This is a genomic window from Calothrix sp. NIES-2100, from assembly GCF_963875285.1.
Lineage (GTDB): Bacteria > Cyanobacteriota > Cyanobacteriia > Cyanobacteriales > Nostocaceae > Aulosira.
The window spans coordinates 1929416-1944094 of sequence record NZ_CAWNLA010000001.1 but is presented as its reverse complement, the minus strand read 5'-3'; the positions used below and the strand labels follow the sequence as shown (position 1 = coordinate 1944094).

The window sequence follows — 14679 nt, the reverse complement described above, 5'->3', positions numbered from 1 at the left end:
AATTGAAATACAAGCCCAAGCTGCTATGCTTCACTTGGGCAAAACCCAAGACTGCACTAGCTCCTGAATTTATTCAAAAAACAAACATTCTTTATTATGTCAGAGCAAGCGACTTCAGTCGTCAAGTATCAATTACGAATTATCGTTGCGGCTTGTTGAGATGTAGTACAATCTGTTGACTTGTACCAAGAAGTGTGAATGTTGACAGTAGATGTATTCGCGGTAAGTACTACCTCCCCTTTAGGATTGATTGCCCATCCTGTAGCTTCTACGATGTTTGCAGTATTAGATTTTAGGGAATCTAAGTTAGCGGTGGGTTGAGAAGATGGGTGTCGAACTCGATCAAGAGCAATCCAATCTGCAATCACAGCATCACCACTGAGGGTTGCTGTGGGATCTGAAGGTATACCCCCACGTCCAGTAACCGTAAAGCTGCTTTTATTGTTAGCTGCGATCGCTCGACAAGTTTGGTTTACTTTGAGTTCTACTGGTTGGGTGGGTAAGTTCACTAAGCCGTTATTCGGGTCAACATCTGGTGTATTTATATTGACTACACCGCTTAAAGTCGGGTTTGTCTGAGAAATTGCTGTAATATCGTTAGTCGGTAGCAGTTGGGGGTTGAGTTTAGTTGGATCGTTGCTGTTGAGCAATCTTACCAAGTCTTCGCGGCTGCGTTGTTCGATGCCAAAAATACCAAAGGCGTTGATTTGAACTCTACCACCAGAGCCTGTGAAAGCATTAGCGGTGATATCGCTATTTTCTTCAGGGACGGTAACAATAAAGCCATTAGGGGTATTGATAGTAATATTGCCACCATTACCACCACCACCAGCAGTGCCTGCGGTAGTAGAGATTTGACTGCGATCGCGTAACAGCAGTAAATTTTCTATTTGTAATGTCAAATCACCACCATTACCTGATACAGTTTCCGCAACTACTTTACTTTGTCTATCCAAACGAATTTCACGGGCATTAACTGCCAGTGTACCTGCATTTCCTGACTTTAAAGCTTCTACAGTCAGTCGCGCCCCATCCCGTGCAATTAACTTTTCTGTAGTCACGAACAAGGAACCCGCATCTCCACTACCGCGACTGCGAGCAAATAAGCCGCTGGGATCTTTATCGCGGGGTGATGTTCCGCTTAAATCTATAAATTCAGAAGCCCGTATAGTCAGGTTATTTCCTTTACCCTGGCTAAACCTACCTGTACCTGCGGTGACCGATGCTCCATCCTGAGCAATGAACTGCTTGGTATCAATTATCAAAGGCCCCGCATTTCCTAAATCTAGAGTTTGAGAAAACAAGCCGCTGGGAAAATCTTGAAAAGAAGCGCCCCTGATTATAATCGAGTCCGAGGCTGTTACTTTCAACATTCCCCCATTACCTCTACCCCGCCAAGCGGTAGTGCTGATATTTCCCCCACCTTCAATAATTATTTTTCTGGTTTCTACAGTCAACGCCCCAACTGTACCGTCTCCAAAGGTTCTAGTGTTCAACGCACTGGGGAAACCCTCAACAACAGGCGTACCTTGGGGAATAGTTCCGCTCACTTGCACAAAGTCAGTGGCTTTTACCGTTAAACTTCCCCCAGCACCTGTTCCTGTGGAACTAACACCAGCTGTGATTTGGGAACCGTCTTGCAGAATTAACTGTTGTGCTTGGACAACAACATCTCTACCATTTTCACTACCTTGGGTATCCGATTGGACTATAGAACCATCGGTGAGTTTAATTTGTCTACCTTGTAGTTGAATAGAACCACCGCCCTCTCCATCAGCTAAAATGACAGCTAGATTTTTCAGTGATATATCTGCTGGTGTGACGTTATCTGGAAAGCTTAAAGGTTGGTTTTGGCTATCAAGGTTAATGTTGATTGTCCCTAATCCTGATATTCCACCGATAGCTATTTGTCCGCTTGTGGCTTTCAGAGTTCTACGATTGGCGTCTAACTTACCGTTGCCGATCGCGTTAATATTACCACCAACTAAGGCTAAAGTCTTACCTGTGGGTACTTCTAGCGCTCCGTAATGATTGATTTCTCCCCCTGGTTTGTCAAATTGCAAGCCCACAGGTGTACTGATTGTTAATAAAGGTGCTGTTTGGGGAGTAGTAGCGCTAAAAACTGTGTCATCAGCAAATTTAATCCCGCTGGCTGTACTAGCTACAAATGATCCACCAATATTAAGTCTGGCATTGGCTCCAAAAAATATGCCGTTGGGGTTAATTAAAAATAAGTTGGCATTAGAACCCAGTGTACCAAGGTTGCCAAGAATCAGAGAACGGTTATTACCACTAACCCGCACCAGAATATTTTGAATATTATTGTTAGGACTGAGGAAAACTGCTGAACGTCCTTCACTAACGTTAAATTCTAGTAAACTGTGGAACAAATTGCGATCGCGAATTGCCCCGCCTGCGATCGCTTCAGTAGCATCAAGGTAATTTGGGATAACTTGAGATTTTTCATTGCCGAGGTTATTATCGGGAATAATGGCACTCTGGGCAAATACACAATTAGCGATCGACAAGCTTAGGCCGAAGGTCAATCCCCCAACATTTGTTAAGCGCAGTTGCCAAGCATAATTTTTGCTAATTTGACCCATCTCCAGAATTTGCCTCTGATCAAAAATTCACCCATAAAAAAAACGCTATTAATAGCGTCTGGTAAGGCATTAGCAATCTATTTTACCTGGTAGCTGACCCCTAATTTGGGGACTTACAAAAAATAAATTACCCATATTCCCTAGAGCGAGCATCTTGCTCGCTGATGTTCATTCATCGAGCGAGACACTCCCACTACAAATTTATTGGCTATTTAAAAAATTGGATGTCCCTTGAGTCAGATAAATTTTTATTCGGGCTGTGGAGGTTCTTCAGTCTCACTCGGAGGGGATGGTTCAGTGTCACTTGGCGATGGTTCAGTCTCCTTGGGTGGAGTTGGTGGTTCTAGATCGGGTAATAAAGGTTTGGGATTAGGCGGAGTGTAGGTACTCTTGACTGCTGTACTTGGTAGCTCTAATGTTTGAACCATAGTAAATTTACCTCGGAAAAAAAGATGAAATTATCAGGTTTGAGACACTGTTAATGTAAATCTCAGTGTCTTTGCTTAGATATCGCCTTCTTATCTAGCTTTTATGCAGTTAGCTATTTTTTTTACAAAACTTTAACCTCTTCCACAAAATTCCCTATCCGACGGGAGTGGTGGGGATAGTAAAGGAGGAAAAATTAAGGGTTCGATACTTCATCCGTGAGAAGTTAAGACAAAGTAAATTTTATCACTCAGTGAAAAAACTTAAAACTAGTTGAATAAAATCAAGACTTAGGTGTGCTTAAATATCTGCGAAAGCCAGTCTCCAAGCTGGATTGTCACCCTTCCCTGCGCCCTCTTGACAAAAGTGTAATTACCTTAAGCTTTCACGGATTTATCGACTCAGACATTTTCTGCGAAAACTGTTTGCCATATTTAATGAATGGCTTTTCTATCCAGTAGTACATTGCAAAAGATGTAATGATAACAGTTATGACTCCCACAGAACTAAGCATGGTTAACACTGTACTCTGGTTAACATTAGGAATAAATTTCAACAACGACCACATTAAGAGCCAAAAAATTAGTATATGACCCAAGTAGGTAGAGTAAGAAACTTTGCCCAATTGTTGTAAAGGAGTGCTATTCAATATATTTGATACTAAATTGAGGGGTAGAAACTTAATACTAATGGAGTTTGCAATAGCAGAAGCTAATGGTATCAACCAAATAGTCAGTGGAATAGCTTTGACAGCGATAGGCTTATAAGGAATAAAAATAGTTAAGAAGGAGATAATAATTAAACCTGTTGAGACAGCAGAGAAGTATTTAGAAATGGCTTTGGAGTTGGCTTCACAATATTTGTAGGCATAATAAGAGCAAATACCGATGACAAAAAATTCAAATTTTATTGGTAAAAATGCTCCATATCCAAATTTGAGAACACGAGAAATAAGTTGACCGAAAATAATAGTTATCAAACATGTAGCAAAAGATGCAACTAAGGAACGCCTGCTCAACAAAATCAAGAAAGGAGCTATCAGGTAGAATTGCCATTCCAAAGAAATACTCCATGCCGGGGCTAAGAACGCAATACTACTGTTTGGTATCCAATTGTCGGGAATGATACCATGCATTATTGTTAAATGAGAGATTATGTGAACAGCAAAATAATTATATCCATTCTGTGCTTCCTGGAGCATTTTCGCAGCAAATTTAATATTATGCCATTGACCATTCGTAAAAACAAAAACTTTTAGTGGCATCAAAATTATTGCAGCTACAAATACAACTAGGAATAACGGAAAAATCCTAAAAAATCTTTCTGTTATAAACTGCATATAACTTTTTTTAGGTAAACTATCTAATAAGAGAAAAATTACGAATCCGCTCAATATTATAAAAACATCAACGGCGTAGCCAGCTTTGAATAACCAGGCAGCGAAGATAGGTAAATTAATGATTTGAATACCACTGTAGGGTAACAGGTGTGACCAGACCACCCACCATGCGAGAATAGCTCTTAAACCTTCAAATTCAGTAATACGTCGCATACTAGCTCTTTTCCTTTTTCTTGTTAGTATCAGACGCAGAAAAATACTTGCATTTCTGCATTATTATAACATTTACGAATTCAATTCATAAGCTGGATAATCAAATCACATTAATCAATTTAATTTGAGAAAGATCAATCATAATATTCTTAAATAATAAATATTTTTTTAGATGGTGCTAGCGGCTTCAAATCATAAGTTAAATGAGTAATTATCATCATCTTCGATATTGCTTAGTGTGAGTTAAGCGAGTAAATGGCACTATACTTCTATTGATTCAGTTGGTGATTCAAGAATGCTTAGTTAATTATTTTTTTAGTATTTAATTTTAGACCTTAAGGGTTGAGGCAGTAATTTCTATAATCTTTGTTTAAAGGTGGTTTATTATGTTGTGTAAAAAACAACAAATAGCAAAAACTGTCCTTTGAATTTTATCACCACTTAACAGCTTGAAGCATAAATTTTTAAGTAAAAAATTTAGCCGGAGATACCAAAAGTTATTGATTCATACACAAGATTTTGCCTTACATCTGCCAACGGGTAGTGGTAAGACAGTAGTGGCGTTTGCGATTGGAGATTGGTATGAGTAAAAAGTTACTCAGTAGTACACACCCAGTCTGTGACCGAAGATTTATCTAGTGTGAAACAAGCATATTCCCTCAAACCCTGATTTTTACGTTGCAGGTAGCACCCATTTGACGGTTAAGCTGTTATACCTTTAAATTATACAATCACTTATGCGGTTCGTGGACTGCTGAGTGTTAACAGTCACCAGTCAACAGTCAACAGGCAAAAATGTGCGGTGTTAGATGCGCGACAGCCGCTCAGCAATGAGCTACATATTAATCATAGAGTTTGTGGATTAATGTCGCCAAAATTACTCTAACGTAACTATATATATATGCAAAGACGACCTATTCCTCTGCCTGTCTTCTTTTCTATTGGCTGTTCCCTGTGTTTATGAGTAAGTTCATGTATTAAATTTAACTACGCGATTTGATGAATTGTTGGTTGAGATTTTCCCAATGTATCAGTAGGATCTCTTTACAGTCAGCCTGAATTGGGGTATTTCTTGATTGTTGTTAGATTTGGGAGTCTGAAGGTGGCTGGCAATATAGATGCAAATTTTTATCATCACCGATCCTTTGGCTGATCGGCAGGGGCGTGAACACAGCGAAATAACTTGACCCAGTTTTCCACAGGATGACGCTAGCTCAACAACAGATTAAACTGTGGATAATGTCCGGAAATTGTTGCCATCTGCAACAATTAAATCACAGTTCTAAAATATAACCATTATATACATAAAGCTAATTATGTCATCGCATCAACCTAGTTTTGATGAGACTGCCGATTTAATTATTGGGGTTCGCAATCCAGAAAATGGCTATTTACAAGAAAATACTGTTCCAGTAGGTGCGCTGGCAAAAAGACAAGGTACTATTTCTTCTTTTTTGGCTCCCCTGACTCAGGAAACTTTTAAACAGGTTGTTAAAGAAGTCGAACAGAAATTACAGATTGTCCATCAAACTTTGACAAGATTAGATTCTCATGGGTTTGATACAATCCTGGAAGAGATGTTGCATTCGATTACTTTCAAAACTGGAGAATTGCTAGGAGCAGACCGCACCACAATCTTTTTACTCGATGAAGAAAAGCAACAACTATGGTCAATTTTAGCTGAGGGAGATGGCGATCGCTCTTTAGAAATTCGCATTCCCGCAGATAAAGGAATTGCTGGAGAAGTCGCAACTTTCAAAAAAGTTATCAATATTCCCTATGATTTTTATCAAGATCCCCGGTCAGTATTTGCGCGGGAACAAGAAAAAATCACTGGTTACCGTACATATACAATGTTGGCTTTGCCATTATTGAATGAACAAGGACAATTAGTTGCAGTAGTACAATTACTGAATAAATTAAAACCTGTACATAATCCCGAAGCACCAATTGCCGAACGTATTGATACTAAAGGCTTTACAAAAGCGGATGAAACCTTATTTCAGGAATTCGCTCCTTCAATTAGATTGATTTTAGAATCATCGCGCTCCTTTTATGTAGCCACCCAAAAACAAAGAGCAGCCGCAGCACTAATGAAAGCGATTAAATCGCTTTCTCAAAGCAATCTTGACTTAGAAGATACCCTCAAAAGGGTAATGGACGAAGCCAAAGAATTAATGAATGCCGATCGCAGTACATTATGGTTGATAGACCGCGATCGCCAAGAATTGTGGACAAAAATTACTCAAGATGATGGTTGCACAAAGGAATTACGAGTTCCCGTAGGTAAAGGTTTTGCTGGGATAGTAGCTGCATCAGGTAAAAAATTGAATATTCCCTTTGATTTATATGACCATCCAGATTCTGATACTGCCAAAAAAATTGACCAACAAACTAACTTTCGTACCTGTAGCTTACTTTGTATGCCAGTTTTTAACGCCGATCAACAATTGATTGGTGTTACCCAGTTAATAAATAAACGAAAATCTGGAGATTTTCCAGCTTACGATCATTCTCATTGGCCAAAGGCTCCGGAATGCTTCCAAGCAAGTTTCGATCATAATGATGAAGAGTTCATGGAAGCTTTTAATATTCAAGCAGGAGTAGCGCTGCAAAATGCTCAGTTATTTGCCACAGTTAAACAACAAGAACAAATGCAGCGAGATATTTTGCGCAGTCTTTCTAACGGAGTAATTTCAACTGATAAATCTGGGTTGATTATTGCTGCAAATGAAAGTGCTAAACGTTTGTTAGATCTAAAAGAACAAGACCGATTAGAAGGTCTCTCCATTCAAGAGGCGATCAGAATTAAAGAAGGTAACTTTAGTCAATGGTGTCATAAAGCTTTAAATGCAGCCGACCGCAAACATAGACAGCAGTATTACCCCGATCGCACTCTCATAACTACTGGCACAGAAGGGCATAGTATAAATTTATCGATTAATACAATTGCTGATGCTAGCGATCACAAACAAATCCGGGGCGCGCTAGTTGTGATGGAAGATATTAGCGATGAAAAGCGCCTCAAAAGTACGATGTATCGCTACATGACCCAGGAATTAGCAGAAGAATTACTGAAATTAGATGATGCTAAATTAGGAGGCGATCGCAAAGAAGTTTCCATTCTATTTTCTGATATCCGTGGCTATACAACTTTAACGGAAAATCTCGAAGCCGAAGAAGTTGTAAGTATGCTCAACGAATATTTTGAATCAATGGTAGAAGCCGTTTTTAAACATAAAGGCACCCTGGATAAATATATTGGCGATGCGATCATGGCTGTGTTTGGTTCTCCTTTACCATTGGCAGAACACGCTTGGATGGCAGTACAAACAGCTTTAGAAATGCGCCATCGCTTACAAGAATTTAATCACCGTCGCTATCTAGCAAATAAACCGAGAATTAACATCGGTATTGGCATTAATTCTGATACTGTAATTAGCGGTAATATTGGCTCTAGTAAAAGAATGGAATTTACTGCCATAGGTGATGGTGTGAATCTCGGCTCCCGACTAGAAAGTGTCAGCAAACAATACGGTTGTGACATCATTATTAGCGATAATACTTATAAACCATGCCGCGACAATATTTGGGCGAGAGAATTAGATTATATTCGCGTCAAAGGCAGAAATGAGCCAGTAGCTATCTACGAACTATTAAGTTTGCGTTCCGATCCTATTTCTAGCAAAAAATTAGAAGTAATTGAACGCTATCACAAAGGGCGTGAGTATTACCTTAATCGACAATTCGACCAGGCACAAGCCGAGTTTACCCAAGTTTTAGCGATTGACGGTAATGATAAAGCTGCTATGTTGCACCAGCGTCGTTGTCAGCACTGGATACAATCACCCCCATCAGATGCAGATTGGGATGAAGGTGTTTGGACTTTTAAGGAAAAGTAAGAGTCCAGAGTCAATAGTCAAAAGTCCACAGTCAAGAGTCCACAATTTCTTGACCAATGACCATTGACAACTACCACCCAAACGGTGAAAAAATAGAGTGGCCGTGATTATAGAACTGTAGTCGGCCATAGCCGAGAAATTGCCCGTGAGATTTTTCACCAGCAGGAAAAGCTGTGACTCCAAACAAATAAACACCTGAAACTGTGGGATTTTGTTGAGGTTGGAGAGCTATTGTAATGGTTTTTCCCGGAGATATTGGTGGATCAAATGTTAGTGATATTGTCTGACTTTTACGTTCGCTATTTGCATCTTTGAATCCTAGCTTCTGTCCTTCATGGGAACTCGTTCCTTCAAAGGCAAAACTGTCTTTGAGATTGAAGCGAATATAATCTACTCCTTCGTGCTGGTTAATTGTGACTTTTTGCAGTGCTTCTCCGGCATTTTCTGGGAGGCTGAGGGTAAAGTAATAGGTTGCACCCCAGACATAAACTTCGTTATAAGTAGTAGCTGCCCCAACTAAGCGCGGTGGTGAGGCAAAATATACTGTGCCATCTTGCAACTGAATTGCTGGACTCGGTTTTAGAGTATATCCTGCAAATCCAACTAAGGTTGCGATCGCCATACCCAATATCGCTGCAACACGCATGGCTCTAAGTAGATCGGTAACTCCTACAGCCTAACCTATGGCACATGAGATCAAGTTAATACATTAACGAAGTGTAACGCACCCTTATAACTAAGTAGGTGCAATTAAACTGAACTATGTATAATTTTATAGGGGAAAGGGGAAAGGTTAAAGGTTTTTCCCTTTGCCATTTTCCCCTCTTAATATAGTTATTATCGGTCACTTATGTTGATTTTTGATTTATTTAATTGCAAATAAGGCTTGCACATCAGTTAAAGGTAAGTGCCAAAGTAATTCTGGTTGCCATTTATCTGGGTCTAATTGGGAATGATATCCTTTTTGGTATGCTTGCCACAGTCTATCCCAACTTAGATGCTGGCGATAATTTTGATTTTTGTGGATGATGCGCAACAATCCTAAACCCAGCATGAAATTAATCAGTGTAAATTTACTTCCTAATAAAAAAGCTTGTACTTCTGCTTCCCCAATCAAATCTGTACCATAACCTGTGACAAGGTGAATACCATCGTGGAGTTGTTTGCGGCGAGGCCCTGTGGTAAAGGGTTTGAGGTTGTTTTGCTCTAATAAGTCAGCCCAAGCTTTACCAAAAGTTCCTTGAGGAAGCGATCGCAATTTCTCAATGTAAACAATCTGGGGAACAGCTAATCCATGTGCTTCTGCTTGGCGATCGAGTATATCTAAAAGTTGTTGCAGGCGAGGAACAGGATTAGATGAAGCGCTGCTGGGTTGCATCATATTTTTATATTTCTAAATGGTTAGCTGCGATCAGATCCCCGACTTCTTTAAGAAGTCGGGGATCTGACAACACATCAATTAGGAATTATTTTAAGGTTGTGTACCTTGGTTAGGATTGCGTTGTTGTCTTTGTTGCCAACGTGCGCGTGCATTCTGGCGAAGTTGTTGAAGTTTTTGCTGTTGTTCGGGAGTTAGTATTGCTTGAATTTGTTGTTGGGATGACTGCATGATTTGCTTAACTTCCGCAGACTGCATTGCTTGCTTAAGTTGGGTTTTTTGCTCTTCGGTTAGATTCAGTGCAGCAAAACCTCCTTTCTTACCGCGCTGACCTCGCTGTTCACCTGCTTGACGCTGACCTCTTTGTGCCTTTAATTCGTTTAACTTATCTTTTTGTTCTTGGGTTAAGTTGACTTTTGAAAGAATAATTTGTTCAATTTTGTTGCGGCTATCGCGCTGAATTGCTTGGATTTGGCTTTTTTGTGTATCTGTTAGCCCCAATTCTGCCCAAGGCCCTTTACGTGGAGTTTGTCCATTTGTGGCTTGTGCAACGTTGAAGTGTGAACCTACCCCGCGTTGGGCTTGAGCAGCAAAAGGAATAGCAGTTAAAGTTAAAGCGATCGCACCAGCTAATAGTGATAATTTTTTGGCTTTCATGGATGACCTCGTGTGTGTGTTCCTTTTCGGATGTCACCATCATAAGAACTTATCGCTAGCAACCACATGAGCAGAAAGTCATGGATGTATCCATGACTTTAGTCATTATTTATTTGTGAACAATAATACTAGTCAATCAATGTAATTTAAACTAGGGTTATAAAATTACTGACCAAGTAGATGATTTTTATATTTCTCTTTAAATAGACTGAAATTGACTAAGTAGATATGCGTAAATAAATCTCATGGGTTTACTCAATCTTAAGCATCATTACCTTAATATTAATAGTTTACATTCATCATCAAAACCAATTTAATCAAATTACATTAACTTGATTTCATCCAAATTAAAATACAATGAAACTCCCAATTCAATTTCACAATCATCCTTTTCGATTTCTCCTATATTTAGAGTGGATCTTACTAGCGATCGCCACCATAACTGCTGTCATGCCAAATCCATCACCGCGATTTGCTAAGTTTCCTGAACCAACACCTGAAAGTTTAATTATTTCAACTAGTAGTTTGATTATTTTTGGTTTAATGGGTTTGAGATTGCCGACTGGTAATCAAATAACTAAAATAATTTACACTGTTACCGAAATAATTTTAATTTTAATCACTGGTTTTATCGGTGGTAGAATTTCTCGACTTTTCCCTTTTATCTACATAATTTTAGTAACTCGTAGTTGCTTAATATTTAATTTACCAGGGCGGTTGGTAGTCACAGTGATTTCATTTGTGTTATTTTTGCTTACACTACAGCGGCGGTTGCACAACTTTCCCCTATCGCCGCAAGCACAAGAACGCTTTCAATTTTTCACTCTCAGCCTATCCCTATTATTTGGTTTAAGCTTAATTTTTGTCTTACTCTTGATGAATACAGTATTATCTGAACGTCAAAGCCGTGAAGAACTAGCTATTGCTAACGAGAAGCTGCGTCAATATGCTCTCAGGATTGAAAATCAAGCAACTCTCGAAGAACGTAATCGCATTGCTCGGGAAATACATGATTCTTTAGGACATTCACTGACTGCGTTAAATTTACAATTAGAAACTGCTTTAAAACTTTCCCAATCTAACCCCAATAAAGCACAAAGTTTCTTAGTAAGAGCTAAGGAATTAGGTTCTAAAGCTTTACAAGATGTCCGACATTCTGTGTCTGCTATGCGTTCTCATCCTTTGCAAGAGCAATCTTTAGAAAAAGCGATTCAGGGATTATTAGAAGATTTCCATCATGCAAATGGCTTTTCACCAATTTGTATAATTAATTTAGAAAATTCTCTACCTAATGAACTTAAAACTACCATCTATCGCATTCTTCAAGAGTCCTTGACAAATATTTCCAAATATGCAAAAGCAACCGAAGTGAGGATAGAAATAGAGGAAACTCCGAGAAATTTACGTTTAAGTATTCAGGATAATGGGATAGGCTTTGATTTTCAGCAAAATACGACTGGTTTTGGATTGCAGAGTATGCGCGATCGCACTTTAGCCGTTGGCGGTGTATTTAATATTATCAGCACCCCTGGACATAGTTGTAAAATTATAGTTGATATGCCGCTTTCTTAGGTTGAATAGATGATTAAAGTGTTGCTGGTAGATGACCAAAATTTAATTCGTCAAGGATTGAGAGCATTATTAGAACTAGAAGCAGATTTGGAAATAGTCGGAGAAGCGGAAAATGGGGAAATGGCAATTAAATTGATTGAGCAATTACAGCCAAATGTAGTCCTAATGGATATTAGAATGCCGATTATGGATGGAGTTGCAGCTACCCGAGAAATTCAAAAGCGGTTTAGCGATATCAAGGTTTTAGTATTAACAACTTTTGATGATGATGAATATGTGAAAGCAGCGCTACAAAATGGCGCGATGGGTTATTTATTGAAAGATACCCCCTCGGAAGAATTAGCTGTAGCAATTCGTGCTGTTGACAAAGGTTATACTCAACTAGGGCCAGGAATAGTGAAAAAATTGTTGACTCAGTTTCCGAGTTTAGAAGCAAACCAATCGCCAGCAATACCGCCGAGTTTAGCAGAACTTACTCCTAGAGAAAAAGAGGTTTTACGGTTAATTGCTCAAGGTGCTAGTAACCGAGAAATTGCCAAACAACTTTACATTTCTGAGGGGACGGTGAAGAATCATGTTACTAATATGTTAAATCGCCTAAATTTGCGCGATCGCACCCAAGCAGCAATTTTTGCTAATACATATTTATCCTATTTAAATGTGGATGATTAATTATGAATTATGAATTCAAATAGTCAGCAATAAAACATAACTTATTCAAGAGTTTTTCTGCAAGAGGTAAATATGGATGAAACCGTAACTTTATATCGCCCTACTGGCCCAAAAGAATTAGAACTAGTTAAACAAAGCGGTTACACTAAATGGCCGCCGAGATTACCCGAACAGCCGATTTTTTACCCAGTTACAAACGAGCAATATGCTCAGGAAATTGCTACTAAATGGAATGTCAGGGACAGCGGGTTAGGTTATGTTACACGCTTTGAAGTCAAAAAAGTATTCATGGATAAATACGAAATTCATCAAGTCGGTGCATCATATCATACAGAATGGTGGATTCCAGCCGAGGAGTTAGAAGAGTTGAACAATAACATTGTGGGTGACATCAAAGTTATTGGAGAATTTCATAACTCGTAATTCCTAATTAAGATAAACTGCGTAGCTTGGATTGGCGAATGTAGACGCAAGGGACGGTTATTTAAATAATGACAAACATTCGCTTCTTAAAATACCTTTAGTTACTTTGATATCTCTAAATGACTTAGCAATCACCTCTTCACAAGAGATATCGATTTGTGATTGTTTGACAGAAATCAAATCTTGAATTGAAGCACCATAGACAATTTCTGATATCCCAGTCCAAACACAAGCGGTGGCGCACATTGGACAAGGTTCGCCAGTTGTATAGATAGTATAACCTTCTAAAGAAGGATTTTTAATTTTAGCTGTTAAACTACGAATAACATTGATTTCTGCATGAGCAGATGGATCGTTATCTCGTCTTACAGTATTATGACCTACGGCAACTACTTCGTTATCTTTCACAATCACTGCACCATAAGGTGCATCACCTTTTTTGGCCTCTGCTAGTGCTAGATTCATAAAATCTTCAGGTTGCATATGAACTTAGGGGGTAAAAAAGATACTAGTTAAGAATATCGCATTTTAAATGTTCTGCTGCACAATTCTGAAAAATAGCTAACCGTTAAATATGTTACTTAGTAGAGAAAAAGCCGAATTTTACTTAACAGATATAGATACACCAGTAGGGCAAGTAATTAATTTAACTATTGCCGGACTGGTGCTTTTGTCTTCAGGCATTTTTGTGGCAGAAACTTATAATATTCCGGATTCTATCCGGTGTCAGTTAAATATTGTAGACACTGCTATTTTTGTAATTTTCGCAGTTGAATATGTATTGCGTCTGTGGAGTGCGGAAAATAAAATTAAGTATTTTTTTAGTTTATATTCGATTATTGATTTAATAGCTATTTTACCATTTTTTCTGGGAGCGGTGGATCTGAGCTTTATTCGTTTACTGAGATGGTTCCGGATTTTAAGATTAATCAGATTTATTGATAAAAGATTTTTCTTTGGCAGTATTAGCACTGAAGATGGTGTCATATTCGCCAGAATATTATTTACTTTATTTGCCATTATATTTGTTTACTCTGGTTTAATTTATCAAGTTGAACATCCTGTAAATCCTAAGGATTTTGCTACGTTTTTAGATGCCTTGTATTTCTCGATTGTGACAATGACAACTGTCGGCTTTGGTGATGTGACACCAGCTTCAGAATTAGGCCGTTGGCTCACAGTTTTGATGATTTTGACAGGTATTGCCCTAATTCCTTGGCAAGTAGGTGATTTAATTAAGCGATTAGTAAAAACTGCTAACCAGGTAGAAACAATTTGTACGAATTGTGGTTTGGCTTTCCACGATGCAGATGCTCGGTTTTGTAAAAGCTGTGGGGCTAAATTACCTAGATAGTTTGTCAGTTGTCATTTGTCATTTGTCATTTGTCAGTAGGGGCGGGTTTATTTGGATCTTTGTTAATGAATGAGGATATCTGTGAACCCGCCCGTACAGTTGTTAGTTGTCAACAGTCAACAGTCAACAGTCCCCTATAG

The 14679-nt window shown here is 38.7% G+C and carries 13 protein-coding genes; 6 read left to right on the top strand and 7 right to left on the bottom strand.

What is annotated here, in order from left to right; genetic code table 11:
• Positions 1–128: 128 nt before the first annotated feature.
• The 3 genes from AACU32_RS08300 to AACU32_RS08290 form a co-directional block, all read right to left on the bottom strand.
• Positions 129–2603 (bottom strand): two-partner secretion domain-containing protein, encoded by a 2475-nt coding sequence (locus AACU32_RS08300; protein WP_096599147.1) that lies wholly within the window; start codon positions 2601–2603, stop codon positions 129–131.
• 248 nt (positions 2604–2851) lie between these two features.
• Positions 2852–3031 carry a hypothetical protein gene (locus AACU32_RS08295; RefSeq protein ID WP_096599146.1) on the bottom strand — a complete coding sequence of 60 codons (180 nt, stop codon included), beginning with the start codon at positions 3029–3031 and terminating at the stop codon, positions 2852–2854.
• Positions 3032–3414: 383 nt separating this feature from the next.
• Complete coding sequence (locus AACU32_RS08290) at positions 3415–4581, bottom strand: acyltransferase family protein (RefSeq protein ID WP_096599145.1); 1167 nt, start codon at positions 4579–4581, stop codon at positions 3415–3417.
• 449 nt (positions 4582–5030) lie between these two features.
• On the opposite strand from AACU32_RS08290, the gene AACU32_RS08285 reads away from it, so the two are divergent.
• Positions 5031–5171: a hypothetical protein gene (locus tag AACU32_RS08285; protein WP_339377654.1), complete on the top strand. Its 141-nt coding sequence runs from the start codon at positions 5031–5033 to the stop codon at positions 5169–5171.
• Positions 5172–5897: 726 nt separating this feature from the next.
• Positions 5898–8483 carry an adenylate/guanylate cyclase domain-containing protein gene (locus AACU32_RS08280; RefSeq protein WP_096599144.1) on the top strand — a complete coding sequence of 862 codons (2586 nt, stop codon included), beginning with the start codon at positions 5898–5900 and terminating at the stop codon, positions 8481–8483.
• A gap of 70 nt (positions 8484–8553) precedes the next feature.
• Here the strand turns inward: AACU32_RS08280 and AACU32_RS08275 are convergent, their stop codons facing one another.
• From AACU32_RS08275 to AACU32_RS08265, 3 genes are all read right to left on the bottom strand, one after another.
• On the bottom strand, positions 8554–9129 hold the full coding sequence (locus tag AACU32_RS08275; protein ID WP_096599143.1) for a DUF2808 domain-containing protein: 576 nt from the start codon (positions 9127–9129) through the stop codon (positions 8554–8556).
• Positions 9130–9348: 219 nt separating this feature from the next.
• The gene (locus AACU32_RS08270) at positions 9349–9864 is read right to left on the bottom strand and encodes a Coq4 family protein (protein WP_339377653.1); all 516 of its coding nucleotides are present in this window, start codon (positions 9862–9864) and stop codon (positions 9349–9351) included.
• A gap of 90 nt (positions 9865–9954) precedes the next feature.
• Complete coding sequence (locus AACU32_RS08265; protein ID WP_096599142.1) at positions 9955–10518, bottom strand: P pilus assembly/Cpx signaling pathway, periplasmic inhibitor/zinc-resistance associated protein; 564 nt, start codon at positions 10516–10518, stop codon at positions 9955–9957.
• Positions 10519–10875: 357 nt separating this feature from the next.
• Here AACU32_RS08265 and AACU32_RS08260 point away from each other — a divergent pair, with 357 nt between their 5' ends.
• The 3 genes from AACU32_RS08260 (at position 10876) to AACU32_RS08250 (ending at position 13185) form a co-directional block, all read left to right on the top strand.
• Positions 10876–12090 (top strand): sensor histidine kinase, encoded by a 1215-nt coding sequence (locus tag AACU32_RS08260; protein WP_096599141.1) that lies wholly within the window; start codon positions 10876–10878, stop codon positions 12088–12090.
• A 9-nt stretch (positions 12091–12099) separates the two neighbouring features.
• Positions 12100–12762 carry a response regulator gene (locus AACU32_RS08255; protein ID WP_096599140.1) on the top strand — a complete coding sequence of 221 codons (663 nt, stop codon included), beginning with the start codon at positions 12100–12102 and terminating at the stop codon, positions 12760–12762.
• 72 nt (positions 12763–12834) lie between these two features.
• Positions 12835–13185 (top strand): hypothetical protein, encoded by a 351-nt coding sequence (locus tag AACU32_RS08250; RefSeq protein ID WP_096599139.1) that lies wholly within the window; start codon positions 12835–12837, stop codon positions 13183–13185.
• 57 nt (positions 13186–13242) lie between these two features.
• Here the strand turns inward: AACU32_RS08250 and AACU32_RS08245 are convergent, their stop codons facing one another.
• Positions 13243–13668 (bottom strand): nucleoside deaminase, encoded by a 426-nt coding sequence (locus tag AACU32_RS08245; RefSeq protein ID WP_096599138.1) that lies wholly within the window; start codon positions 13666–13668, stop codon positions 13243–13245.
• Positions 13669–13759: 91 nt separating this feature from the next.
• Here AACU32_RS08245 and AACU32_RS08240 point away from each other — a divergent pair, with 91 nt between their 5' ends.
• Positions 13760–14539 carry an ion transporter gene (locus tag AACU32_RS08240; RefSeq protein WP_096599137.1) on the top strand — a complete coding sequence of 260 codons (780 nt, stop codon included), beginning with the start codon at positions 13760–13762 and terminating at the stop codon, positions 14537–14539.
• The last annotated feature ends 140 nt before the right edge of the window (positions 14540–14679 follow it).

Excerpts from the sequence above, each read along its gene's own strand:
- AACU32_RS08255 (WP_096599140.1), top strand. The coding sequence starts at position 12,100 with ATGATTAAAGTGTTGCTGGTAGATGACCAAAATTTAATTCGTCAAGGA.
- AACU32_RS08290 (WP_096599145.1), bottom strand. The coding sequence starts at position 4,581 with ATGCGACGTATTACTGAATTTGAAGGTTTAAGAGCTATTCTCGCATGG.
- AACU32_RS08295 (WP_096599146.1), bottom strand. The coding sequence starts at position 3,031 with ATGGTTCAAACATTAGAGCTACCAAGTACAGCAGTCAAGAGTACCTAC.
- AACU32_RS08265 (WP_096599142.1), bottom strand. The coding sequence starts at position 10,518 with ATGAAAGCCAAAAAATTATCACTATTAGCTGGTGCGATCGCTTTAACT.
- AACU32_RS08245 (WP_096599138.1), bottom strand. The coding sequence starts at position 13,668 with ATGCAACCTGAAGATTTTATGAATCTAGCACTAGCAGAGGCCAAAAAA.
- AACU32_RS08250 (WP_096599139.1), top strand. The coding sequence starts at position 12,835 with ATGGATGAAACCGTAACTTTATATCGCCCTACTGGCCCAAAAGAATTA.
- AACU32_RS08280 (WP_096599144.1), top strand. The coding sequence starts at position 5,898 with ATGTCATCGCATCAACCTAGTTTTGATGAGACTGCCGATTTAATTATT.
- AACU32_RS08260 (WP_096599141.1), top strand. The coding sequence starts at position 10,876 with ATGAAACTCCCAATTCAATTTCACAATCATCCTTTTCGATTTCTCCTA.
- AACU32_RS08300 (WP_096599147.1), bottom strand. The coding sequence starts at position 2,603 with ATGGGTCAAATTAGCAAAAATTATGCTTGGCAACTGCGCTTAACAAAT.
- AACU32_RS08270 (WP_339377653.1), bottom strand. The coding sequence starts at position 9,864 with ATGATGCAACCCAGCAGCGCTTCATCTAATCCTGTTCCTCGCCTGCAA.
- AACU32_RS08275 (WP_096599143.1), bottom strand. The coding sequence starts at position 9,129 with ATGCGTGTTGCAGCGATATTGGGTATGGCGATCGCAACCTTAGTTGGA.
- AACU32_RS08240 (WP_096599137.1), top strand. The coding sequence starts at position 13,760 with ATGTTACTTAGTAGAGAAAAAGCCGAATTTTACTTAACAGATATAGAT.